At 41.6% G+C, this 25,670-nt stretch carries 23 protein-coding genes and 1 tRNA gene; 14 read left to right on the top strand and 10 right to left on the bottom strand.

All coding sequences use genetic code 11. The features are described from left to right. Positions 1–84 precede the first annotated feature (84 nt). Both AB5935_RS09440 and xerD read right to left on the bottom strand, forming a co-directional pair. Complete coding sequence (locus AB5935_RS09440; RefSeq protein WP_038611948.1) at positions 85–1,761, bottom strand: tetratricopeptide repeat protein; 1,677 nt, start codon at positions 1,759–1,761, stop codon at positions 85–87. A gap of 158 nt (positions 1,762–1,919) precedes the next feature. After that, on the bottom strand, positions 1,920–2,846 hold the full coding sequence (gene xerD, locus AB5935_RS09435; RefSeq protein WP_007841315.1) for a site-specific tyrosine recombinase XerD: 927 nt from the start codon (positions 2,844–2,846) through the stop codon (positions 1,920–1,922). A 66-nt stretch (positions 2,847–2,912) separates the two neighbouring features. Between xerD and aroQ the strand changes: the two genes are divergently transcribed. The 5 genes from aroQ to AB5935_RS09410 all read left to right on the top strand — a co-directional run bounded on the left by aroQ (position 2,913) and on the right by AB5935_RS09410 (position 7,142). After that, on the top strand, positions 2,913–3,335 hold the full coding sequence (gene aroQ, locus AB5935_RS09430; RefSeq protein WP_007841313.1) for a type II 3-dehydroquinate dehydratase: 423 nt from the start codon (positions 2,913–2,915) through the stop codon (positions 3,333–3,335). 32 nt (positions 3,336–3,367) lie between these two features. Next, the gene (gene pyk / locus AB5935_RS09425; protein WP_005850571.1) at positions 3,368–4,831 is read left to right on the top strand and encodes a pyruvate kinase; all 1,464 of its coding nucleotides are present in this window, start codon (positions 3,368–3,370) and stop codon (positions 4,829–4,831) included. 15 nt (positions 4,832–4,846) lie between these two features. Continuing rightward, a complete protein-coding gene (locus AB5935_RS09420; RefSeq protein WP_038611945.1) occupies positions 4,847–5,485 on the top strand; it encodes an O-methyltransferase in 639 nt (212 codons plus the stop codon). Between the two features lie 73 nt (positions 5,486–5,558). Next, positions 5,559–5,894: a 30S ribosome-binding factor RbfA gene (gene rbfA, locus AB5935_RS09415; RefSeq protein ID WP_005844486.1), complete on the top strand. Its 336-nt coding sequence runs from the start codon at positions 5,559–5,561 to the stop codon at positions 5,892–5,894. A 9-nt stretch (positions 5,895–5,903) separates the two neighbouring features. Continuing rightward, complete coding sequence (locus tag AB5935_RS09410) at positions 5,904–7,142, top strand: FtsX-like permease family protein (protein ID WP_038611942.1); 1,239 nt, start codon at positions 5,904–5,906, stop codon at positions 7,140–7,142. 384 nt (positions 7,143–7,526) lie between these two features. On the opposite strand, the gene AB5935_RS09405 is transcribed toward AB5935_RS09410, so the two are convergent. The 8 genes from AB5935_RS09405 to ribD form a co-directional block, all read right to left on the bottom strand. Further along, on the bottom strand, positions 7,527–8,399 hold the full coding sequence (locus tag AB5935_RS09405; protein ID WP_008654376.1) for a pyridoxamine kinase: 873 nt from the start codon (positions 8,397–8,399) through the stop codon (positions 7,527–7,529). A gap of 56 nt (positions 8,400–8,455) precedes the next feature. Continuing rightward, positions 8,456–9,301, bottom strand: a complete 846-nt coding sequence (gene murI / locus AB5935_RS09400) for a glutamate racemase (RefSeq protein ID WP_007839121.1) — start codon at positions 9,299–9,301, stop codon at positions 8,456–8,458. A 102-nt stretch (positions 9,302–9,403) separates the two neighbouring features. Then, complete coding sequence (locus AB5935_RS09395; RefSeq protein ID WP_007839120.1) at positions 9,404–9,907, bottom strand: OmpH family outer membrane protein; 504 nt, start codon at positions 9,905–9,907, stop codon at positions 9,404–9,406. Positions 9,908–9,964: 57 nt separating this feature from the next. Continuing rightward, positions 9,965–10,480: an OmpH family outer membrane protein gene (locus AB5935_RS09390; RefSeq protein WP_007839119.1), complete on the bottom strand. Its 516-nt coding sequence runs from the start codon at positions 10,478–10,480 to the stop codon at positions 9,965–9,967. A gap of 20 nt (positions 10,481–10,500) precedes the next feature. Beyond that, positions 10,501–13,140, bottom strand: coding sequence for an outer membrane protein assembly factor BamA (gene bamA, locus AB5935_RS09385; RefSeq protein ID WP_007839118.1), 2,640 nt, complete (start codon positions 13,138–13,140; stop codon positions 10,501–10,503). Between the two features lie 11 nt (positions 13,141–13,151). After that, complete coding sequence (locus AB5935_RS09380) at positions 13,152–13,883, bottom strand: isoprenyl transferase (protein WP_368327410.1); 732 nt, start codon at positions 13,881–13,883, stop codon at positions 13,152–13,154. A gap of 33 nt (positions 13,884–13,916) precedes the next feature. Beyond that, entirely contained in the window at positions 13,917–15,314 is a 1,398-nt protein-coding gene (locus AB5935_RS09375; RefSeq protein WP_007839114.1) for a DUF6242 domain-containing protein, read from the bottom strand. A gap of 112 nt (positions 15,315–15,426) precedes the next feature. Beyond that, on the bottom strand, positions 15,427–16,494 hold the full coding sequence (gene ribD, locus AB5935_RS09370; protein WP_368327409.1) for a bifunctional diaminohydroxyphosphoribosylaminopyrimidine deaminase/5-amino-6-(5-phosphoribosylamino)uracil reductase RibD: 1,068 nt from the start codon (positions 16,492–16,494) through the stop codon (positions 15,427–15,429). A 44-nt stretch (positions 16,495–16,538) separates the two neighbouring features. Between ribD and prmC the strand changes: the two genes are divergently transcribed. The 9 genes from prmC (at position 16,539) to AB5935_RS09325 (ending at position 25,651) form a co-directional block, all read left to right on the top strand. Further along, positions 16,539–17,375 carry a peptide chain release factor N(5)-glutamine methyltransferase gene (gene prmC / locus AB5935_RS09365; RefSeq protein ID WP_007841294.1) on the top strand — a complete coding sequence of 279 codons (837 nt, stop codon included), beginning with the start codon at positions 16,539–16,541 and terminating at the stop codon, positions 17,373–17,375. Position 17,376: 1 nt separating this feature from the next. After that, positions 17,377–17,862, top strand: a complete 486-nt coding sequence (locus AB5935_RS09360) for a regulatory protein RecX (RefSeq protein WP_007839108.1) — start codon at positions 17,377–17,379, stop codon at positions 17,860–17,862. Beyond that, positions 17,843–18,538 (top strand): ComF family protein, encoded by a 696-nt coding sequence (locus AB5935_RS09355; protein WP_007841292.1) that lies wholly within the window; start codon positions 17,843–17,845, stop codon positions 18,536–18,538. Before AB5935_RS09360 ends, AB5935_RS09355 begins: the two co-directional genes overlap by 20 nt. Positions 18,539–18,637: 99 nt before the next feature. Next, positions 18,638–19,276 (top strand): orotate phosphoribosyltransferase, encoded by a 639-nt coding sequence (pyrE, locus tag AB5935_RS09350; protein ID WP_007839094.1) that lies wholly within the window; start codon positions 18,638–18,640, stop codon positions 19,274–19,276. Between the two features lie 97 nt (positions 19,277–19,373). Further along, positions 19,374–19,778, top strand: coding sequence for a hypothetical protein (locus AB5935_RS09345; protein ID WP_007839093.1), 405 nt, complete (start codon positions 19,374–19,376; stop codon positions 19,776–19,778). 15 nt (positions 19,779–19,793) lie between these two features. Next, complete coding sequence (argH, locus tag AB5935_RS09340) at positions 19,794–21,134, top strand: argininosuccinate lyase (protein ID WP_007839091.1); 1,341 nt, start codon at positions 19,794–19,796, stop codon at positions 21,132–21,134. Between the two features lie 23 nt (positions 21,135–21,157). Further along, entirely contained in the window at positions 21,158–22,150 is a 993-nt protein-coding gene (locus AB5935_RS09335; RefSeq protein WP_007841291.1) for an aldo/keto reductase, read from the top strand. A gap of 70 nt (positions 22,151–22,220) precedes the next feature. Further along, positions 22,221–22,293 (top strand) — tRNA-Gly (locus AB5935_RS09330). 181 nt (positions 22,294–22,474) lie between these two features. Then, positions 22,475–25,651: a SusC/RagA family TonB-linked outer membrane protein gene (locus AB5935_RS09325; RefSeq protein WP_038611936.1), complete on the top strand. Its 3,177-nt coding sequence runs from the start codon at positions 22,475–22,477 to the stop codon at positions 25,649–25,651. Positions 25,652–25,670: the final 19 nt, after the last annotated feature.

Below are 25,670 nucleotides of genomic sequence, written 5' to 3'. Positions count from 1 at the left end.
ATAAAAAAGCCGGAAGCTTCATCACGAAGCCTCCGGTTACAGTAATAATCATCTAAAAACTAGACAAGATGATATCTAGTTATATTATTTGATAGCGTCGGTGTATTTAGCGAACTCGCGATCGTTAGCAGCTTTTTCAGCCATTGAAGGATCTTTTGCGATTGCGCTCTTGATGCTGCTGCTTACCAATGAAGCATTGTTTGTGCGAGCACCAACGATAGCCATCAAGTAGTCAGTCATTGCATCCGGATTCTTGATTGCAGACAAGGTCGCTTTTGCTTTGTTATAGTCTTTAGCCAAAATCTGAGCTTGAGCGGCACTGTTAGTCTTAGCGTCACCGAATGAGTTGACAGCTCTGTCATACTGGCCTTGTTTGATATACAAGTTACCCAAAGCTTCACCGGCAGCATTAGCACCTGTAGCTTTGCCTAAGTAAGTTTCAGCAGCTGCAACATTGCCCTTAACCAATTCGCAAAGACCAAGGTTAGCGTTTACTTCAGGAGCGCTAGCGTTCTTAGAAGCAGCTTGTTTGAAGTAGTTTTCTGCTTTAGCAGCATCACCGGCAGCGAATGCCAATTCACCCAGGTTGTTATAAGCACGGAAATCGTTCGGATAAAGTTGAGTTGTCTTGTTGAAGATAGCTTCTTTGCGGGCGTTGTCGTTAGTCAGTGTAGCAGCGTACAATAATTCTTCTACACTCAATACTTTAGGATCAGAGTTGAATGCTTCGTTGATTTCATCATCGCTACGACCGATGATGTCATAGTTGGCAGTTAAACGGGCACGACGTAACTGAGGCAGGATTTCGTCAGCCAAAGTTTTGTATACAGAAGAAATATTCTTGATTTCAGCTTCTCTTTGTTCAGGATCATTGTACATAGAAAGAACACGCAAGATCAAATCTTTATCCTGCAAGTTTGATTTGGATACCAGTTCTTGGAAACCTTCCCAATCTTGTGCAGTGTATTTTGCATCCAGGTTAGTATCAATCTTGCCTTTCTTCAACTGGCGTTCCATATATTTTTCTGTGTTTGCTTCACGGTTTTCAGCCAAACCGGTGTTCAGTTTCACACCACCATCAGGTGAAGCGTATGCAGAAATTTCAATGTTATTCAGTTTGTAGTTCTTGGTGTCAGCATTAACTTCAGCCACTTTCTTATGGAATTCTTTGATATCGTCAGAATTCAATTCGCTGTTGCGCAAGTTAGCTTGCTGGATCAAGAACATGATGTTAGCAGTTTGAGCATCTTTAATAATGCGTTGGAAAGCATCGTTAGCGTATGATGCGTTAGAGCTGGCAGCAGTAGGCAGTTCAGAAGTCGCGATAACGCCATCAGCGATTTTCACAGAAGGAATAGTGTATGATTTCTTTCCTTTTGTAATCTTGAAATCAAGATAAAGTTCAGAGTTTGCCATTTCGGGAACATAGTCGAAAGAAGCTTTCATCGTATAGCTACCACCTGCTTTGTAAGCGATAGTCTGATTGTTTCCTTCTACTTTTTCTCCTTGGAATACAGCAGGCTGGCCTTTAGCTTCGCCACCTTTCCATCTCAGAACAGGGGTAACTTCAACAGTTGCGTTCTTCTTGAAATACTTCTCGGGGAATTTACCATTAATTGTCACAGGCACTTTACCACCGATTGCTTCAAGCACTTCAGGGTTAGTTGTGAAATAGTCAGAAGACAATTCTCCCATCTTGCCGCATGATGACAGGGCAAGGACCAATAAAGCCACTAAGGGCAAATACAACTTTTTAATCATAGTTACTTTATTAATTTAACGTTTGTAATGTAAAATTCGCTATAGTACGTTTTTGTGCGTCTCTTTGGGGACAAAGATAGGAAAAACTCTATTATGTGCTAGCTTCTTAGCCTGCTTTTTTTTCAATTTATCTTAAAATATTTTAGAATATAGAACCTTTATTTACCTTTTTCTCTGAATTTGATGTTACGGGGGTGGTGTTCTATGATTTCACTGCGTAACATATTGCGGTCTATGTGTGTATAAATTTCTGTGGTCCCGATACTTTCGTGTCCAAGCATACACTGTATGGCACGCAAGTTGGCGCCTCCTTCCAGCAAGTGTGTCGCAAAAGAATGGCGGAAGGTATGAGGACTGATTTTTTTTTTCAAACCGATGCGCTCTGCCAGTTCCTTGATGATATGGAAAACCATGATGCGGGAGATGTTCTTCCCGAAATTGCTGATGAAGACAAAATCTTCAAATCCCGGCTTTATTTTCATCAGGTTACGGTCGGTGAAGTAGAGCCTGATTTCCTTGATGGCACGCGGTGAAATAGGGACCAGCCGCTGTTTGCTTCCTTTCCCTTCCACCTTGATGAAGCCTTCTTCAAAATAAAGTTCGGATAATTTCAGATTACAGAGTTCGGAAACACGTAGTCCGCAACTGTAAAGTGTTTCCAATATGGCTCTGTTGCGTTGACCTTCTTTGGTTCCGCGGTCTATGCTGCCTATCAATAAGTCTATTTCTTCCACCGTCATTACTTCGGGCAGTTTGAAACCTGTCTGGGGGGATTCCAGTAATTCTGTTGGGTCGGATTCCAGATAATCTTCCATAATGAGGAAACGGTAGAAAGAGCGGATGCCTGACAAGATGCGTGCCTGCGAACGGGGGTGGATGCCGATATCATGTAATCCGGCTGAGAAATCTTCCAGATTTTCAAGCCGGACATCCAGAATGTTGATATTTTCTAATGTAAGATAAGCCAGTAACTTGTCCAGGTCAGTAAGATAAGCATCTACCGTATTGTCAGATAACGATTTCTCCAACTTTAAATATTGCCTGTATTTCACCAATATCTTGTCTGTTTTCTCGGTTCTTTTCATTTCTTTTTTCTACCTTTGTACCCAAATTCCCTGCAAAGGTAGAAAAAGTTCAGATATAGTATAAATATGAAAATACAAATTATTAATGGACCTAATATCAATTTATTAGGCAAACGGGAACCTTCCATTTATGGTGCTGTTTCATTTGAAGACTATCTGGTGGAATTGCGCCGTACTTATCCGGACATTGAAATAGCGTATTATCAGTCGAATGTGGAAGGTGAGATGATCAATAAAATACACGAAGTGGGTTTTGATTATGACGGCATCGTCTTGAATGCAGGGGCTTATACGCATACTTCCATTGCTTTACAGGATGCTATCCGCGCCGTGACAGCTCCTGTGATTGAGGTGCACATCTCAAATGTACATACCCGTGAGGAGTTTCGCCATAAGTCGATGATTTCTTGCGCTTGTGTGGGAGTAATTTGTGGGTTCGGGCTTCATTCATATCGTTTGGCGATTGAGGCTTTGTTGATGAGAAAATAAAAAGTTTAGGTATAATATAAGGTGATAAGATTATGATGTTGAAACAAACAAAAATCGTAGCGTCCATCTCAGATCAGCGTTGCGAGGTAGAGTTTATAAGAGATCTTTTCAAGGCTGGTATGAATGTGGTCCGTATGAATACGGCTCACGCTTCACGTGAAGGTTTTGAAAAATTGATAACCAATGTACGTGAGGTTTCCAACCGTATTGCCATATTGATGGACACAAAAGGTCCCGAAGTGCGTACTACTGCTATTGCAGGCGGCGAGCCTATTCCTTATCAGATTGGTGACAAAGTAAAGATTGTAGGCAATCCAGCACAAGAAACGACCCGTGAATGTATTGCTGTATCTTATCCCGGTTTTGTGCATGATCTTCAGGTGGATGGCGATATTCTGATTGATGATGGTGATCTGGAGCTGCGCGTGATTGAGAAGACAGACGAGTATTTGTTGTGCGAGGTGCAGAATGAAGCTACTTTGGGTAACCGTAAGAGTGTGAATGTACCGGGCGTGCGCATCAATCTCCCTTCTTTGACAGAAAAGGACCGTAACAATATACTGTATGCTATTGAAAAGGACATTGATTTCATAGCACATTCGTTTGTTCGTAATAAGCAAGATGTGCTGGATATCCGCCAGATACTGGATGCATACGGCAGCGACATTAAGATTATCGCCAAGATCGAGAATCAGGAAGGAGTGGACAATATTGATGAAATATTGGAAGTGGCCGACGGAGTCATGGTGGCTCGTGGTGACTTGGGCATTGAAGTTCCTCAGGAACGAATCCCCGGCATTCAGCGTTTGTTGATAAAGAAATGTATTCTGGCAAAGAAACCGGTGATTGTTGCTACCCAGATGTTGCATACCATGATTAATAATCCGCGTCCTACCCGTGCTGAAGTGACCGATATTGCCAATGCTATTTACTACCGCACGGATGCATTGATGCTGAGTGGAGAAACGGCATACGGCAAGTATCCGGTGGAAGCCGTGAAGACGATGGCCAAGATTGCAGCGCAGGCTGAGAAAGATAAACTGGCCGAGAATGACATCCGTATTCCTTTGGATGAAAACTCCAATGACGTAACTGCTTTCCTGGCAAAACAGGCAGTAAAGGCTACCAGCAAACTGAATATCCGCGCCATTATTACCGACAGTTTCAGCGGGCGTACCGCACGTAATATTGCTGCTTTCCGTGGCAAATATCCTGTATTGGCCATCTGTTATAAAGAAAAAACGATGCGTCATCTGGCTTTGTCATATGGGGTGGAGGCTATCTATATGCCCGAAAAGGCTAACGGACAGGCATATTATTTCGCTGCTTTGCGTAAATTGCTGGATGATGGCGTTTTGAGTGAAAGCGACATGGTGGCCTATCTGAGCAGCGGTAAGCAAGGTACTCAGACTTCTTTCCTTGAAATCAATGTAGTGGGAGATGTGTTGAAGTATGCTATGGACTATGTGCTGCCCAACCGCAACCGTTACCTATAAAAATAGAAGATAGGAATGAAAGAAACGGACGCTATTGACGAATATATCCTTCAGCACATTGACGAAGAAAGTGATTACCTGAAGGCACTTTATCGCGATACGCACGTCAAGCTTTTACGTCCCCGTATGGCTTCCGGCCACTTGCAGGGACGTATGCTGAAAATGTTTGTGCAAATGATACGCCCCCGTCAGGTGTTGGAAATCGGGACTTACAGTGGCTACTCCGCACTTTGCCTGGCCGAAGGGTTGGAAGAGGGGGCCATGTTGCACACATTTGAGATAAACGATGAGCAGGAGGACTTTACACGTCCCTGGCTGGAAGGTTCGCCTTACGCCGGCAAGATTAAATTTTATATAGGTGATGCGCTGAAGTTGCTGCCTGGCATGAACATTACCTTTGATTTAGCGTTTGTAGACGGTGATAAGCGGAAGTATATTGAATATTACGAAATGGTACTGGAGAAATTATCACCCGGCGGATATATCATTGCCGACAACACATTGTGGGACGGACATGTATTGGGGGAACCGCATCATACAGATCTTCAGACTATTGGAATAAAGAAATTTAATGATTTGGTAGCTGCCGACAAACGGGTTGAAAAGGTGATTCTTCCCTTGCGCGACGGGCTGACAATCATAAAAAAATGTTGAATAATGTGCTCATAGCTTGCGCTATGAACCGTATGGCATATTAGCAAATTAGCAAACTGAATAATTATTAATTATGGAAACGACCAGACAAAATAAGATTTCTCGTTTGATCCAAAAGGAGTTGAGTGAGATTTTCCTGCTTCAGACTAAGTCCATGAATGGTGTTTTGGTGTCGGTAAGTGCTGTCCGCATCAGTCCCGATATGAGTATTGCACGCGTCTATCTCAGCGTGTTCCCTTCTGAGAGGAGCCAGGAAATAGTAAAGAATATCAATGATAATATGAAATCCATCCGTTATGAATTAGGAACACGGGTACGCCATCAGTTGCGCATCATTCCCGAGTTGAAATTCTTTGTGGATGATTCATTGGATTATGCCGAACGTATAGACGAACTGTTGAAAAAGTAGAACCGGACGGTGAATTTTCCCTTTTATATAGCGAAGCGTTATCTTTTTTCCAAGAAGTCGCATAATGCCATTAATGTTATTTCAGCCATTTCCGTCTGCGGAGTGGCTTTGGCTACATTGGCATTGGTATGCACTTTGTCTGTTTTTAACGGCTTCCAGGATCTGGTAGCTACTTTCTTTACGGCTTTTGACCCGGAGCTGAAAATTACGGCTGTCACCGGAAAGGTTTTTGACGGACAAGAAGCGCGTATAGAAGCTTTGCGCCGGATGCCGGAGATCGCTGTTTTTTCTGAGTCTTTGGAAGAGAATGCGATGGTTCAGTATAAAGATCGTCAGACCATGGCGGTGATTAAAGGAATTGAAGATAATTTCGAGGATCTGACCGCTATTGACAGTATCCTTTTCGGCCGGGGGCAATTCGTGTTGCATGATGAAGTGGTAGATTATGCCATTCCCGGCATAGAATTGGTTTCTATCTTGGGAACGGGTATCAAATTCCTCAATCCGCTAGAGATTTATGCTCCCAAACGGGGAGTTAAAGTCAATATGGCCAATCCTGCTTCCAGCTTTAACTCTGCCGATTTATATTCCAGCGGCCTTGTTTTTGCGGTGAACCAACAGAAGTATGACTCTTCTTACATTTTGACTTCCCTCCAATTTGCCCGTAGGTTGTTTCAGTATGACACAGAAGTGAGTTCGGTAGAATTGAAATTGAAGCCGGATGTAGATGCAGGGAGTGTAAAATCGAAGATACAGAAAATATTGGGAGATGATTTCCGGGTGCAGGACCGGTATGAGCAGCAAGCGGATACTTTCCGCATTATGGAGATAGAGAAGCTGATCTCTTATATTTTCCTTACCTTTATCCTGATGATAGCCTGCTTTAATGTGATAGGCTCATTGTCCATGCTGATTATAGATAAGAAGGCAGATGTAGTGACATTGCGCAATTTAGGGGCCAGCGACAAGTTGATTACGCGTATCTTTTTGTTCGAGGGGCGTATGATTTCATTGATGGGTGCGGTTATCGGAGTGGCACTGGGCTTGATCCTTTGTTTTATCCAGCAGGAATTCGGATTGCTTTCGCTGGGAGGTGGTAACTCCGGTGGCAATTTTGTGGTGGATGCCTATCCGGTCAGTGTCCATGCATGGGATATTGTTATAGTTTTTGTCACTGTGCTGGTGGTGGGCTTTCTTTCTGTGTGGTATCCCGTGCGTTATCTCAGCCGCAGGCTGCTGGGCAGGTAATTTATTTATTATTGTTGATACGGCTGATGTTTGTTGGTTTGCACGGTACGATTTGGCTGCTTTCTTTGGTTTTACTCTTTTCGTCTTTTGGCCTTATGGCTTTATCTGGTTAAGTCTTTTCTTCTTTGTGGTTAACCCTATTTTGTTTTATGGTTAAGTTCTTTTTTATGGTTGTGTACTATAGTCTCTTCCGGTGGTTTGTACAGTCTGATATAGTGGACTGTATAAACTCTTGCAGTAGACTGTACAGTCCACTGCCGGAGTCTGTAGTAGTTAACTGTATGATAAGGGTTAGCTATAAGGAAAAACGACCTTAATCGTCGGAGTAATAGGGCTTGGTACAAGCTTCTTTCCCGGGGGACAAATCTTCTACTTTCGGGATCCTCAAATCAGTTCATAACTGCTGATCTGGATTGGCATATCCAGATTGTGCAATACCTTCTCTAGCAGAATTCCTTCTCGGTTATCATATTCATATCCGAAAGTGGCGCGGATGCCTTGCAGGATGAACTGTGTGGCGCGGTCCAAGGCGATAGGCAGGCTGTCTCCCTGCATCAGTGAGCCGGTTATCACACTGGTAAATGTATCACCTGTGCCGGGGTAATGAGCAGGCAGGTAGGGGCAAGTAACTTTCCAATAACGGTCTCCTTGCCTGTCGTATGCATATACGGAAGTCTTGTGCGGGTCACCTTGTACGGGTACGCTGGTGATAATGACGATACCGGGACCGTGTTCTGATATTTCGTGCAGATAGTTTTTCAGTTCCGCGTCCGTATTCTCTGCTTTATAAGGTTTGTCAAGCAGATAAAAGAGTTCGGTCATATTAGGTGTGATAACATCGGCTTTCCGGATGAGATGGCGCATCTCCATAATCATTTGTTCATCGAAGTTGGCATATAATTTCCCGTTATCTCCCAAAACAGGATCTATCATAACCAGACTGTCAGGTTGTCGGAAATCATCAATAAACCGGGATACGATTTGTATTTGCTGGGGAGAGCCCAGATAGCCTGTATAGATAGCGTCAAACTGTATCTTCAGTTGCTTCCATTCGTTGATAATCTTGGGCATCTCGTCCGTGAGGTCCAAGAAGGAGAAGTGCGGGTATTGGGTGTGGCTGGATAATACGGCTGTGGGCAGAGGGCAGACTTGAAAGCCCATGGATGAGAGGATAGGGATAACGACGGTGAGAGATACTCGTCCTGCACCGGATAAATCGTGTACCGCAGCTATCTTCTTTACTTTATTTGTATACATATCTTCATGAATTAAGCGTTATGGATGGTATATATAACAGGTAAACCGGAAGAAAGTTATTCCAATGCTATGCTTTCTACTTTTATGTCCTGCCGACCTAAGAAGATGGAAGCGGATTCCTCGAACTTGTTTTCACTTTCGGTGGTAAGGAAGCGGCACTTTCCTCCTTTTTCGCAACGTGCGTCCATTTCAGGATGGCGGTTCAAATAGTCCTGCAGACTTCGGGCTACATATTCTCCTTGTGCGATGATGCGGATATGTCCGGGAGTAAACTGTCTTATTTTATCAAGCAGTAACGGATAATGGGTACATCCCAGTATGATGGTGTCAATCACCGGGTCTTTATCCAGCAGCCGGTTGATATGTTGTTTGACGAAATAGTCGGCTCCTTCCGATTGATATTCATTATTCTCTACTAAGGAAACCCACATGGGACAGGCTTCTCCTGTTACCACAATGTCGGGAGATAATTTATGTATTTCCAAAAGATAGGATTCGGATTTGATGGTACCGGCTGTGGCCAGTATGCCTACGTGCCGGCTTCGGGTGATTTCTCCTATACATTCTGCTGTAGGCCGGATGACCCCGAGTACTCTGCGGGTAGCGTCTATTACCGGAAGATTGATCTGCTGGATGGTGCGTAAGGCTTTTGCCGATGCTGTGTTGCATGCTAATATCACCAAAGGGCATCCTAGTTCGAACAGTTTGCTTACGGCTTGCAAGGTAAATTCGTAAACAACTTCAAAGGAGCGCGGTCCGTATGGACAGCGTGCGCTGTCTCCCAAATAGATATAATCATATTCAGGCATCAGTCCGCGTATTTTGTCCAGAATGGTTAGACCACCGTAGCCGGAGTCGAATACACCGATAGGGCCGGTTGAAGGGGGGAGAGATGGGATCATGGCAGTATAGCTATATAATACAGGCACGGATTACACGGATGTTCACGGTTTCGAAACCTATGAAATCTGTGTAATCCGTGCCTGTAAAGGTCTTTAACTTAATTATTTGATTCCTACTTTAGCTTTGACAGCAGCAGTTACATCTGTGGACTGCGCTTCATTTACGTAGGGAATTTCTGTTCTGTTCAAATCAAAGATATAAGTATATCCACCTTCCTGGCCTACTGCTTTGATGGCATCCTCAATTTTTTTGTAGATAGGTTCCATCATATCAGCGTATGATTTCTGCAATTGCTGTTGTGCATCTTGTTGGAACTGCATTCCTTTTTCCTGTAATTCCTGCAATTCTTTCTGGCGTCTTTCCTGAATGTTCTTAGGAAGGTTGGCTTGTTCCTGTTGGTATTCAGTATATTTTTTGGTCAGTTCATCAGTCGCACGTTTCATTTCATCCTCATATTGTTTCTGCATAGCTTGGATGTCAGTCTGAGCCTTTGTAAATTCCGGCATGACAGTAAGTACATCTGCAGATTTAAGATGCCCGAATTTCTGAGCAAATACACTCATCGGAACGATGAGTAAAAGTAGTAAAGCAATTTTTTTCAACATAGTTCTATTTTTTATTAGTTATTGCAAATTTGGATTATCGGTTGCAAATGTAGGAAATTAATTTGAATATCCTAATCTTGAGAGCACTTCATTGCTGATATCAATGCTTGGAGACGCGAAAATAATACTTTGGGCAGAGCCTCTGTCTACTACTGCCGCATATCCTTTTTGCTCTGAAATCTGTTTTACCGCTTCATAGATTTTATCTTGAATAGGTGCGATTAATGCTTCTTGTTTTTTGGCCATTTCTCCTTCAGGACCGAAATATTTCTTTCTCAGTTCGGCTGCTTCCTTTTCTTTTGCCACAATTGCTTCTTCTCTTTGCGTTTTCTGTGCGGCCGACAGGGAAGCCGAGGCTTTCTGGTATTCTTTATAAAGTGTTTCCGCTTCTTTTGCTTTCGCCTCCACCTCACTTTGATATTGTTGTGAAGCTTGATTCAGTTGGGTATTCGCCTGTTCGTATGCAGGAATATTCTTCAGGATATATTCCATATCAATCAAGGCAAACTTTTGAGCGCTGGCTGTGAATACACAAGCCACAAACAATAGAGATAATAGGATAGCCTTTTTCATAATCACTTTGTTTTTAGTTATTAAAACTCTTGTCCTAGGATAAAGTGGAACTGGCTTCCACTATAACGGCTGGAGCCGTTAATCTTGTCGAAACCATATGCCCAGTCAATACCCATCATACCAATCATCGGCAGGAAGATACGGACACCGACACCTGCCGAGCGTTTCAACTGGAACGGATTGAACTTGCTTACATCTGTCCATGCGTTACCTCCTTCGATGAAGCCTAGCGCATAGATACTGGTCGAATTCTCCAGCATCAACGGGTATCTTAATTCTGCACCTAAACGTACGTAAGCGTAGCCTTCACTACCATAAGGGGTCAATGAACCGTTTTCGTAACCACGCAGTGCAATGGTTTCGGAAGCGTAGCTGGTGCTATAGCCTGTCATACCGTCACCACCCATGTAGAATGTTTCAAAAGGTGATTTTTTGTATTTGTTATAGTGACCCAGCAAGCCGAATTCTGCGCGTGTCATAATAACCGGACATTTCTGACCTCCTGTAAGGGCGGTATAGGTCTTTGATTTGAATTTCCATTTATGGTATTCAATCCAGTTGAACATGCTTGCCGCTTCATCATAATCATCTTTACCGTATACCGAGTAGTCCTTGTTACTGAACAATGAGTATGGAGGAGTCAACTGTACGGAAGCCGAGAATTCAGAACCGCGACGCGGGAAAATCGGGTTGTCCGTAGAGTTACGTGCCAGAGTTAGATTCAAACTCAAGTTGTTGCAATTACCAGTTGACATATACTCTCCGTTGTTCAACTTGATATACAGGTAGCTCCAGTCTTTCAATATAAATCGTTGGTAAGAGAGTTCGGCTGACAGGGTAAAGTAGTCATCCGGCCACCTCAAACGCTTACCCCAACCGATGGATGCTCCATACATCTGGATAGATTTGTCGGGGTCATAATAAGACTCGTAGTTGTTATATCCACCATAATAATTACCATAACCGCTGTAATAATTATAGTAATTATTCATATAAGCTGAGTTATAGTAGTTACTGCTGATATCTGTCTGTATGGAGTAGAAAGCCGAAACAGAGAATGAATTCGGACGTTTCCCGCCAAACCACGGGTCAAAGAACGATACACTATATGACTGGTAGTAACTACCGTTGGTCTGTCCGCTGATGGTCAATGTCTGCCCATCACCTTGTGGCAGGAATCCTCGGTAGTTATCACTCTTATGGAACAAGTTTGCCATAGAGAAGTTCGTGAACTTCAAACTTAATTTACCGATAACACCGGTCTGTCCCCAACCTGCCGAGAACTCTACCTGGTCATTTGCTTTAGACTCCAGATTCCAGTTGATGTCTACTGTACCATTGGTAGGATCCGGTTGAACATCCGGCTGGATATTTTCAGGGTTGAAATGTCCCATTTGGGCTATCTCACGATAGGAACGTTCCAATGCTTCTTTGCTGAACAGATCTCCCGGTTTGGTTCTTAACTCACGGCGTACCACGTTTTCATACAAACGGTCGTTACCGTTGATGCGCACTTTGCTGATAGAGGCCTGAGGACCTTCCTGAATACGCATTTCCAAGTCAATGGAGTCACCGTCTATGTTTACTTCTACCGGGTCAAGGTTGTAGAATACGTATCCTTTATTATAGTAGTAGTTACCGATAGCGTCTTCATCACCGGTTAGACGCTCGGTCATTAATTTCTGGTTATAAACATCTCCTTTTTTCATACGGAGTTGCTCGTTCAGCCAGTCCGAAGCATAAATGGTGTTACCTACCCATGTCACGTTGCGCAGATAGTATTTGTCACCTTCTTCTATTTTCATATACACATCGACGGTACGGTCATCGTATGGAGAAATGCTGTCCACAACAATTTGTGCGTCGCGGTAACCTAATTCGTTGTATTTGTCGATGATATGCTGTTTGTCTTCTTCGTATTTCTCTTCAATGAACTTTTTGGTACGGAAGAGGTTGACAAGTTTGTTTTTCTCATTCGTCTTCTTCATGACACGCTTTAACTTCTTGTCACTCAACACAGTGTTGCCGTCAATGGTGATCTTGTGGACTTTCACCTTTTCTTTCTTGTCAATCATTACATCAACATCCACTTGGTCTTTATTGTCAGCCAAATCACGCTCTACAATAGTCACTTCGGCGTTTTTAAAACCTTTTTCATCGAAATGTTTCTTGATTAATATTTTAGCACGGTCTATCAAGTTGGGAGTAATCTGGCTTCCTTTTACCAAACCTAGTTTGGCTTCCAAATCTTCACGCTCGCTTTTCTTTACGCCGTGGTAACGAATGTCGGCAATACGTGGACGTTGAGCCAGGATGATTTTTAAATAGATCTTGTCTCCAACAATTTTTTCAGCTATGATTTGTACATCAGAGAACAGTCCGTGTCGCCAATAACGTTTTACAGCTGTGGTAATGTCATCTCCCGGAACAACAATGGTCTGTCCTACCGATAGTCCTGAAAGTCCGATCAATACATAATCTTCATAGTTTTTTACGCCTTCTACTTTGATTCCGCCGATTTCATACTTCTTGGGCGTTCCGGAATAAAGTATGACTGGATTGTCGTTTTCTTCTACGTTTGCTTCTTGGGCGTAACTGCCTGTTGAAAAGCAAAATAGGCATGTAAGCGTTAATAGTATAAGTGAAATACGATATAGCATTTTATCTAACTTTATATTTGTTCACTGGTTTTGCCGAAACGGCGTTCTCTTTTCTGATAATCATAAATGGCTTTGCAAAATTCTTCTTCGCGGAAATCCGGCCAGAACGTTTCACAAAAATATAGTTCGGAATAAGCACATTGCCAAAGCAGATAGTTGCTAAGGCGGATTTCTCCTCCGGTACGTATAAGCAAATCTGGATCGGGCATATAGTTTGTACTTAAATGCGCACTTATCAAATTGTCATCGATGTCGTCAATGGCTAGTTTGTTGTTTTGAATCTTGATCGTTATTTGTCTTACCGCTTCTGTTATTTCCCATTTGGAAGAGTAGCTTAAAGCAAGTGTCAGACACATGCCGGTATTGATTGAGGTGTGTTCAATACATTGGTTCAATCGTTCCAGAACTTCTACCGGTAACTTTGCCGTATCACCGATAATGCGAAAACTGATGTTGTTTTTCATGAAAGTTTCTTCTTCAATGGAGTCCATCAGAAGACTCATCAGAGCAGCGACTTCATCTACCGGGCGATTCCAGTTTTCGGTAGAGAAAGTATATAGTGTCAAGTATTTGACTCCCAGTCTAGCCGCTTCTTCTGCTATGGTGTGTACAGTTTCTGCACCGGCTTGATGTCCGGAGCTACGTGCCTGTCCACGTTGTTTAGCCCATCTTCCATTTCCATCCATTATAATGGCTACATGGGCAGGTATACGGCTTTTGTCTATTTGCTCTCTATATGGCATGTCGCAATCTATTTTATATGACTCTCTTTGACTTTATTCCTTGGAATCGAATCCCAACTTATTGATTCTTCCCCTCCATACTTCTCCACTTCGGCTCCATATAATCCACAAAAAGTTATTTTTGTCTATAACATAAGAATAGTTGCCGTCTGCCTGATGGTATAGATCGGGGAATTCTGTTGGGAAAAATACATATCTAGAAACAGGTTTCCATGTAACGCCTTGATCTGTTGATTCATAGAATTGGCTGAAGGCGGGAATGTCCTTACCGAAACTTTTGCCCGGACCACCGAAAGCGTATAATTGGTCGTTGTAATGAATCATGGCTATATTAGCCAGCTTGGGACAATAAAAACTATCGTATGCGGCTGTAGGATAATCTGCCCAACTGTCTTCTGTGGTCAGTCTGGTCCATACAGTAGAGGTCGTGTCGGTCGCAATGGGATTTTCCCCCATTAGTACCATACGGTCTATGGATTTATTGGTTACCAACGGGTAAGCTGTGTATGATATCTGATTTTTCGGGAAATTGGCCGGAACCTCTCCATTAGTATCCCACGCCATAGCATCCGTACTTTCCATAAAATGATTGTTGGTGTCTATGGCGTACAATTTGCGGTTATATTCTGAATGAACGCCGGCAATCAGCTTCTCGAATTTGGTGTTAGTGCCAATCTTGCTCCAGCTTTTTCCATCAGAGGAACAGTACAGGTCATTGTCGGCAAGTATGTATAATTTGTCTCCCCATGCCATGGCAGAAGAATAGTCCGCATTTAGCATATTTTCAGGTAAAGCCTGTAAGGGTGTCCAGGTTCCTCCATCATTGATGTGGGTGCTTGTAACAGCGGCACCATTGTCTTGCTGTGCGAAAACATAAATATAATCTCCTAATGTGACTGCTTTTTGTGCCTGGATGGTGTTGTCGAAACTACTTCCTCTATGGCTCCACTGCAATGAGTCGGGAACTTGTTTATGTACATTAATCTCAGCTTTATAAATAGGCCCATAGACTCCGCTCATTGCCATAACTTTAAATTGGATAGGCTTTTCGAAATTCAAGGAGTCGGTTTCATTCCACAACGAATCTTTGTCCTCTGCAACAATAAAAACTCCGATACCATCTGATGTTATGCTGACTACAACTTTGCTGATGTCTGTACCGACTGGCAGGGAGTCTACATTGTAGATATGTCTTGTGCCTTGGTCGATGGCAAAAGGGTATTTGGTACCATCAACGGTGAATGTCAGCGTTGTATCTTTGCCATTAACCTTTTCGGTATATTGAGTTTCAATTTTATCTTTTATAGCAAAAGCGGTAATGCTTGATTCTGAACTATATTCTGTTTCTACTTCGTTGTCGTCCAAGCAAGATGTAATCATAAAAGCTGCAGTAAGCAGACTTGTGATGACAGTCAAAAACTTTATTTTCATTTGCAAATGAGTCTATTGTTACAAGTCGCAAAAGTAGGAAGATTTTTTTCTATACAGAAGTTTTAGGGCAAGTTTTATATTAATTTATAGATAAACTAGCCCTTTTTCTCTGTCAATCAGCCACATTTTGTCTTTGGTTTTGTGGATGGACGGCATGCATTATTTCTCTTCCAAAGTATATTTTATTCAATTTAAAGTATTTTTTTTGAATAGAAGGTGCCTCTATCCCATTCTTCAAACACAGTGGAACCTTTTCTATGAAGGCTTCATCCCATAGACTGGGATCTATGAAAGACTGTAATAAAATACTTCCTCCTTCTACTAGAAGTGATTGTATTTTTTTCTGATATAATACTTCCATTATTTGCGGCAGGATGTCTTTGCTAAAATCCAAAGATATGTATTCTGTTAATGTGTTTGGCTGATGGGGGGATTTTCGGGTGAACACGAATGTCTTTATCCTGCCACTGAAAAGTTCCAGGTCTCGCGGTAATGTCAATTCTTTGTCTATTACCAGGCGTACGGGATGCTTGCCGTACCAATTCCGGGTGGATAAGGAGGGATTGTCAAGTAATGCCGTGCGTCGTCCTACTAATATAGCGTCATGTTCGGCGCGTTTTTTGTGTACCAGCATGCTGGTCAGTGGATTGGATAGTTTGATCGGTTTTCCTCCTGTGCGGTTTATATCGATGAAACCATCGGTAGATTCTGCCCACTTTAAGGTTATGTATGGGCGTTTGAGTGTGTTGAATGTAATGAAGCGTCTTATCAGGTGCCGGCATTCCTCCTCTAATACACCTACAGTTACTTCAATACCGGCTTTGCGCAGTTTTTCGATACCTCTGCCGGCTACCAGAGAAAACGGGTCCATGCAGCCTATCACGACTTTAGGGATTTTCTTCTCTATAATCAGATCGGCGCAGGGAGGGGTCTTCCCATAATGGGAGCATGGTTCCAGACTTACGTAAATGGTTGATTCCTTCAACAGATTTTCGTCTTTAACGGAACGTATGGCGTTTACTTCGGCATGTGCCTCTCCGCAACGGATGTGGTAGCCCTCTCCAATAATGGTATCGTGATATACGATGACAGCACCTACCATCGGATTAGGAGCTGTGTTACAGAGTCCGTTGTGTGCCAGTTGCAGACAACGGGAAATATATTTTTCATCTTTTGTCATAACAGTCTTGTTTAAATTCTTACTTTTGCATATAAAATGACACTATGAATCCTGTTGTATCTTACATAAAACAAACCTTGCAGGGGTATTACCCCGATACAGAACTTGTACCTATGGCTAAATTGCTGCTTACACAAGTCTTCGGTATGTCTGTTGTTGAATTGTATGCAGGCAAAGATACTACTTTTTCAGTGAATGAGCAGAAACGGTTGGATGATATTCTGGTCCGTCTGCAAAAACTAGAACCTATTCAATATATAATAGGCACTGAAGAGTTTTATGGTCTTACTTTTGAAGTGAATAAACATGTATTGATTCCACGTCCGGAAACGGGGGAGTTGGTAGATTGGATTATACGGGAACATAAGTATGGTCGGGTTAAAATATTGGATATTGGTACGGGGAGTGGTTGTATCGCTGTCTCTTTGACCAAGAATCTGGAAGAGGCGGAGGTCGTTTCATGGGATGTCTCAGAAAAGGCGTTGCAAGTTGCAGAACGTAATTGCAGGCGGAACGGCGTTCGTGTAACTCTTGAGCAAAGGGATGTGCTGCTTGCTTCTCCTGCCGGTGAGCAGTTTGATGTCATTGTCAGCAATCCACCTTATATTACAGAAAAGGAGAAAGCGAATATGAGTGCTAATGTCTTGGAGTGGGAGCCGGAATTGGCTTTGTTTGTGCCGGATGATAGTCCATTGCTGTTTTATCGGAAAATAGCAGAATTGGGTAGGGATATGTTAGTGTCTGGTGGAAGGCTTTATTTTGAAATTAATCAGGAATATGGCCGGGAGACGGTGGATATGCTAGCTGGTTTGGGATACAAAAATATAGAATTGAGGAAAGATCTCTTTCAAAATGATAGAATGATAAAAGCGGAAAAATGAGATGAAAGGAGAATTAAGTGAGAATGAGTTGAGGTATAAGGCAGAAGCTTATTGTTCTTCAATGGAACGTTGTGTAACGGATGTAGAGGCTAAATTATCACAATGGGGGGCAACTCCGGAAGTGATGGAGAAAATCGTTCGGCATTTGCAGGATGAGAGATACATTGACCAGAAGCGTTTTTGCTCGGCTTTTGTTCGTGATAAATATCGCTTTAACCAATGGGGCAGAGTGAAAATCAGTCAGGCTTTGCGCATGAAGAAGATCCCTGCGGATGTTATAGCCGAAGGGTTGGAGGAGATAGATGAACGGGAGTATGTGGAGATTCTGTCTGGCTTGATCGAGCAGAAAAGAAGTAGAGTGAAAGCATGTACGGAATACGAACGGAATGGGAAATTGATTCGTTTTGCTGTTGGTAGAGGATTTGAAATAGAGGCTGTTTGCCGTTGTGTGAAACAAACCGGAGAAGATGATGTCTATTTGGACTGATCTTTGGAATTTATTTTTCCCACATAGTTGTCTGCTTTGTGGGCGGCAGCTTATATCAGGGGAGAGAGTGCTTTGCTTGAAATGCTTGTCAAGGCTTCCGCGTACTCAATTTCATTTACGGAAAGATAATATTGTAGAATGTAACTTCTGGGGAAAAATACCGGTGGAGCATGCCACCTCTTTTCTTTATTATGCAAAGGGAGGGAATGTCCGACAGTTGTTGTATGAACTGAAATATCATGGTAATCAAGAAGTGGGTGAAGTGATGGGGCGGATGATGGCATCTGAACTTATGTGTTCTCATTTTTTTGATGGGATAGATTTGATTGTTCCTGTCCCGTTACATCAACGTAAAAAACGTTTAAGGGGGTATAATCAGAGTGAATGTTTGGCACGGGGAGTTTCGGTGGTGACAGGTATTCCTATGAACACTAAAGTTGTGATAAGAAGCAGATATACTGATACGCAGACGCATAAAGGACAATATGCAAGATGGGAAAACGTGCGAAATTTGTTTGCCTGTATTTTCCCCGATGGCTTGGAAGGAAAGCATCTATTGTTGGTGGATGATGTGCTGACAACAGGGGCTACGGTTGTTTCTTGCGCTGATGCCTTTCGTGGCATACCCGGATTACGTATCAGTGTACTTACTTTGGCATTGGCAGGGGAATCTTGATAACAACAACTATTTTTTAGAAAAATACCTTGTCCGATTTTTCATTATCTCGATGTATTTCTATATTTTTGCACAATATTTATCAGATATAGTTGAGTTATGAAGACTTTAGAAAAATTATTCGCAGAGAAATTACTGAAGATTAAGGCTATCAAGTTGCAGCCGGCTAATCCTTTTACTTGGGCATCCGGTTGGAAGTCGCCTTTTTATTGTGATAACCGCAAAACTCTTTCGTATCCTTCTCTTCGTAATTTTGTGAAACTTGAGATTAGCCGTATTGTCCTGGAGAAGTTCGGTCAGGTAGATGCTATTGCCGGTGTGGCGACAGGGGCTATCCCTCAAGGAGCTTTGGTGGCTGAAGAATTGAATCTGCCGTTTGTGTATGTTCGTTCTACTCCGAAAGACCATGGCTTGGAAAACCTGATTGAAGGTGAACTTCGTCCTGGTATGAAAGTCGTAGTTATTGAGGACTTGATTTCAACTGGCGGCAGTAGCTTGAAAGCTGTTGAAGCTATCCGTCGTGACGGATGTGAAGTGATTGGTATGGTCGCTGCATTTACTTATGGTTTCCCGGTGGCAATTGAAGCGTTCAAGGAAGCAAAAGTGAACTTGGTTACTCTGACTAATTATGAAGCTGTATTGGATTCGGCCTTGAAAACCGGATATATTAATGAAGAGGATGTTTCTGTTTTAGATAACTGGAGAAAGGATCCGGCTCATTGGGAGGCAGGCAAATAAGTTATAGTTTTAAAACAAATATAATATGAAGAGAACCGTTCGGAAATTTTTATGGATTTCCGGATTGTTCTTTTCGTGTTTTTAGAGAGCAGGTATTATGGCACAATTTGAGAGTAGTGTGAAATATGTTCCTTATAGTCAGGAGCAGGTGTTTAATAAGTTGTCGGATTTAAGTAACTTGGAATCTGTACGTGATAAATTGGCTGACAAGGTACAAGGTATGGAGTTCGACTGTGATTCTTTAAGTTTTACGGTACAAGGCATAAGCATTACTTTGCGTATTATAGAACGTGAACCTTGTAAATGTGTTAAATTCGAAAGTGAAAAATCTCCGGTCCCTATGAATTTGTGGATTCAGATTTTGCCTGTAGAGGCTGGGCAGGCAAAACTGAAAGTAACTATTCGTGCAGAAGTGAATATGTTTATGAAGGCGATGGTTACTAAACCTTTACAGGATGGGGTGGATAAACTGGCTGAGATGTTATCGATGATTCCTTATTAAAAAATAAAGAAAAATATGGCACAGAAACTTTGGGAAAAAAATGTCCGAGTAAATGAGGAGATAGATCGTTTTACAGTAGGACGTGACCGTGAAATGGACCTTTATCTGGCTAAACACGATGTATTGGGCTCAATGGCACATATCACCATGTTGGAAAGTATTGGTTTGCTTACGGCCGGAGAATTGGAAATGCTGTTAGCGGAATTAAAGAATATCTATGCTTCTGCCGAAAAGGGAGAGTTTGTAATAGAGGATGGTATAGAGGATGTACACTCGCAAGTAGAATTGATGTTGACGCGTAAGTTGGGAGATGTCGGGAAGAAAATTCATAGTGGACGTTCACGCAATGACCAGGTGCTGGTGGATTTGAAGCTGTTTACTCGTGCGGAATTAAAAGAAGTGGCCGAAGCAGTAGAGCGGCTTTTCCATGTGCTGATTTCTCAAAGCAATCAATATAAAGATGTGCTGATGCCGGGATATACCCATTTGCAGATAGCGATGCCTTCTTCATTTGGCTTGTGGTTTGGTGCATATGCAGAGAGTTTGGTGGACGATATGATGTTTCTGCAGGCCGCATTCAAAATGTGCAACCGTAATCCGTTGGGGTCTGCTGCCGGTTATGGTTCTTCTTTCCCGCTAAACCGTGAGATGACTACTAGTCTGCTGGGTTTTGATTCGATGAACTATAATGTGGTATATGCGCAGATGGGACGTGGCAAAATGGAACGTAATGTAGCTTTTGCCTTGGCTTCTATTGCCGGAACCGTTTCTAAGATGGCTTTTGATGCTTGTATGTTTAGTAGTCAGAATTTTGGCTTCGTGAAACTTCCGGACGAGTGTACAACTGGTTCCAGTATTATGCCCCATAAGAAGAATCCCGATGTGTTCGAACTGACACGGGCTAAGTGTAACAAGATACAGGTTCTCCCCCAACAAATTATGATGATAATGAACAATCTGCCTTCGGGTTACTTCCGTGATTTGCAGATTATAAAAGAAGTATTCCTGCCTGCTTTTCAGGAGCTGAAGGAGTGTTTGCAAATGGCTGCCTATATTATGGACAAGATTAAAATCAACGAGCATATTCTGGATGATGATCGTTACCTTTATATATTTAGTGTGGAAGAGGTTAACCGTCTGGCTTCTGAGGGCATGCCATTCCGTGATGCTTATAAGAAGGTGGGCTTGGATATAGAAGCCGGAAAATTTACTCACAACAAGAAGGTACATCATACTCATGAGGGTAGTATAGGTAATTTGTGTAATGACAGAATTGAAAATCTGATGCAACAGGTAGTAGATGGTTTTAACTTCTCAGTCATGGAGCAGGCAGAACAATCCCTTTTGGGTAGATAGAAACAATTATAAATCGCATGATCATGAAATATCAACCTTCAGCAGAGCGCTATGACAAGATGCAGTATAAATACTGTGGGAATAGCGGATTACTTTTGCCTCGTATCTCTTTAGGCTTGTGGCATAATTTTGGCAGTGTGGACGATTTCGGTGTGGCAACCGATATGATTAAATACGCTTTCGATAATGGGGTTACGCATTTTGACTTGGCTAATAATTATGGCCCCATTCCGGGAAGTGCTGAGATTAATTTTGGTAAAATCTTAAAGGAAAATTTTCAAGGTTATCGTGATGAATTGATTATTTCCTCAAAAGCAGGGCATGAAATGTGGGATGGACCTTATGGAGGAAACAGTTCGCGTAAGAATTTAATGGCCAGCATTGATCAAAGTTTGCGTCGTACCGGTTTGGATTACTTTGATATATTCTATAGTCACCGTTATGATGGGGTGACTCCTGTTGAGGAAACAATGCAGGCATTGATTGATATAGTGAAACAAGGAAAGGCATTGTATGTGGGTATTTCAAAATACCCTCCAGCACAAGCTAAAATAGCTTATGAAATGTTGAGGGCTGCCGGTGTGCCGTGTCTCATTAGCCAATATCGTTATAGTATGTTTGACCGTACTGTAGAGGAGAAATCATTGCCATTGGCTGCAGAACAAGGCTCCGGTTTTATTGCATTTTCGCCTTTGGCGCAAGGCTTGCTGACTAAAAAATATCTGCATGGTATTCCGGAACATTCTCGTGCGGCCCGTTCTACCGGATTTTTGAAAGTAGATCAAGTGACAGAAGATAAAGTAGGAAAAGCACGTCGGTTGGATGAAATAGCCGCTCGTCGTGGCCAGACTTTGGCTGAGATGGCATTGGCATGGGTCTTGAAAGACGAACGAATGACTTCTGTTATTGTGGGGACAAGTTCTGTGAAACAGTTGGCAGATAATCTTCATGCATTGGATAATTTGAACTTTACTAATGAAGAATTGGCCGAAATAGAGGGAATTTTACGATTGTAAATAAAAAAATGGGTGCAAAGTTTGGTTGGTATTATAAAATGACTTATCTTTGCATCCGTTAAAACAAAAGGCGGAAATAGCTCAGTTGGTAGAGCATAACCTTGCCAAGGTTAGGGTCGCGAGTTCGAGTCTCGTTTTCCGCTCTCTCTCGTCGAGGATGCTCGAATGGTGGAATCGGTAGACACGAGGGACTTAATTTTTGCACAAAACACTTATCGTTTTAAAAAATATAAAGAAAAAAAGTGAATAAAGTTTTTATTCATCGATTATATTTAATATATTTGTTTCCATCATATTAAACCTATTAAAAAAAATCTAAATGGTATGGGAAAACGCATTGTTCTGTTTTTAATGTGCTTATTAGTTGTAATAGGCCATTTATCGGCTCAAGTAACCAAAATGTCGGGAATTGTTCTTTCCAAGGATGATGGATTGCCGGTAGTAGGAGCTTCTGTGTTGATACAGGGAACTACACATGGTACGATAACAGATGTGGATGGTAAATTTGTGTTGGATAATATTAAACCAACTGATAAGAAAGTAATGGTTTCATTTATTGGTATGAAGACCCAAGTGGTTGATGTTAAATCTTTTGTCAAGGTAGTATTGGTTACAGAGTCTGAAATGATGGATGAAGTGATGGTTGTTGCTTATGGTACAGCCAAAAGGTCGGCATTTACTGGATCGGCTTCAGTTGTAAATGCTGAGAAACTTTCTAAAAGACAGACAACGAACGTCGTTCAGGCACTTGCTGGACAAGTGGCAGGCTTACAAATGACAAGTGGATCTGGGCAGCCGGGAGGAGATGCTCCAACATTGATAATTCGTGGTATTGGTTCTATCAATGCGGATAATGATCCACTTATTATTGTAGATGGTATGCCCTATGAGGGAGGATGGAACAATATCAACCCATCTGATGTTGAATCAGTGTCCGTTTTAAAAGATGCAGCATCAAATGCGTTATATGGTGCACGTGGTGCCAATGGTGTTATTATTATTACTACCAAGCAGGCAAAAGCTGGTGAAGCTGTTGTTACGGCTAGTGCAAAATGGGGAGTGAATACTCGTGGTACAATTGATTATGACTATATCAAAGATCCGGGTGAATATTATGAAGCACATTATAAGGCATTATATAATCAATTGAGGTATGTAAAGGGGCTTTCAGAAGGAGAGGCTTATGCTCAAGCTAATAAAAATATGGTGGGTAATACGAAGGAAAATGGTGGTTTGACTTATAATGTGTATAGTTATCCTGAAAACGAAAATCTTATTGGTATGAACGGAAAGCTGAATCCCAATGCAACTTTGGGCAGGGTGGTTAATGGATATATGCTTTATCCGGATGATTGGGTTGATGAAGCTTATAGTTCTGCCTTGCGTCAAGAATATAATGTGAATATTGCTGGAGGAACCGATAAGATGCAATCATATGGTTCTTTTGGTTATTTAAAAGATGATGGAATTGTTCCTAGTTCAAATTATGAACGATATTCCGCTCGTTTTAAAGGCTTGTACCAAGCAAAAAAATGGATGAAATATGGTGCTAACATCAGTTATACACATAGTAATAGTGCTTCCTTGACAGAAAAGTATGATACGGATTTATCCAGCTTTACAGAGGGCATGGCACCAATCTATCCTGTATATGTGAGGAATGCTGATGGAAATATTCTGACGGATTTAAATGGGAAAGTATATGATTATGGAACAGCGACGGCACAACTGGGATTGGCACGTCCTAACCATCCTAATTCTTCTATTCAGTCATCTATGCTTAACCAAGAAAATAGGAATGGTAATACATTTAATGGTAATGCATTTGTAGATATTACTTTTTTGAAAGATTTTAAGTTTACATTTAATGTGGGAACCACAGTTAATGAAATCAGATATTATACTACAACAAATCCATATTATGGTTTTGGTGCAGAACAGAATGGCACAGTGACAATGTATCATTATCGTACTACTACATTAAACTTACAGCAGATATTGAATTATAGCCATAATTTTGGTAAACATAATATTTCGGTAATGTTGGGACATGAGAGTTATAAATATAATTATGCAGAATTATCCGCATCCAAGAAAAATATGTTTTCATATTGGGGAAACCATGAATTGAATGGGGCTGTTATAGATGGTTCAAGTGCTGCTTCTTATTCGAATGATTATAATACGGAGGGATATTTTTTCCGTGCTTTATATGATTACGATGCAAAATATTATTTTTCGGCTTCTTATCGTCGTGATGCTTCTTCGCGTTTTCATCCTGATCATTGGTGGGGTAATTTTTATTCTGTAGGCGGTGCTTATCTAATGTCTAAAGAGGACTGGTTTGATGTGAAATGGATTGATATGCTCAAAATAAAGTTCTCCATAGGACAGCAAGGTAATGATAATATAGGTTCATATAATTATACAGACAGATATAATATAGTGAATAGTAATGATGAACTTTCATTGTCTTTTAATAGTAAGGGGAAAAAAGATATAACTTGGGAAACGAATACTAACATGAATTTGGGAGTTGAGTTTGAACTGCTTAAAGGAAAACTGAATGGTGGTGTTGAATTGTTTTATCGTAAGACTACTGATATGTTAAATTGGTTCAATGTTCCTCTTTCTTTGGGTTATCCTGGGTACTATGATAATATCGGCGATATGGCGAATAAGGGTGTTGAACTGGAACTGAACTATATTCCTGTTAATAAAAAGAATTTTACATGGAAAATAAATCTGAATCTGACACACTATAAGAATAAGATTACTTATTTGCCAGATGAGAAAAAGACTACTGTTATGGATGGTCATGGAGGATATATGAATGGAAGCAGATATTATGGTGAGGATCTGCCTATCAATACATGGTATATGAAACGTTTTGCCGGTTTGTCTGAGGACGGACTTTCACTGTGGTATTATACGGATAAAGAAACCAATGAGGAAAAAACAACGACCACTTATTCTACAGGCGACTTTTATTTGTGTGGAGATCCTAATCCGGATTTGTATGGTGGTTTTGGCACTTCCATTACTTTCCATGGTTTTGATCTCTCTACTCAATTTTCCTATTTGGTTGGTGGTTTGACTTATGATTACGGTTATGCAGGTATGATGGGTAACCCAACTGCAACATCTGTAGGTAACCGTTGGCATAAAGATGTGCTAAAGGCATGGTCTCCAGAAAATCCCTCATCAACCATTCCACGTTGGTATTTCAATGATCTGAATACGACTGGTTCGTCAGACCGCTTTCTGATTGATGGAAGCTATTTGAATCTACAAAATATTCAAGTGGGGTATACATTACCTGATAGTTGGACTTCTCATTTGAAAATTAAAAATTTACGTTTATATTTTGTTTGCGATAATGTATACTATTGGTCAAAAAGAAAAGGCTTGGATCCTCGCCGTTCCATTTCAGGAGTAGGTACATCAGGAAAGATAGCTCCGTTCCGTACTTATTCCGGAGGTATCAGTCTTCAATTCTAACTTAGTTATAATCAAAAAT

Origin of the sequence: Phocaeicola sp. RTP21198st1_B8_RTP21198_201120 (genome assembly GCF_040929485.1) — a bacterium.
Lineage (GTDB): Bacteria > Bacteroidota > Bacteroidia > Bacteroidales > Bacteroidaceae > Phocaeicola > Phocaeicola dorei.
The sequence above is the reverse complement of the archived record's forward strand: the minus strand, read 5'-3'. Positions and strand labels throughout refer to the sequence as shown.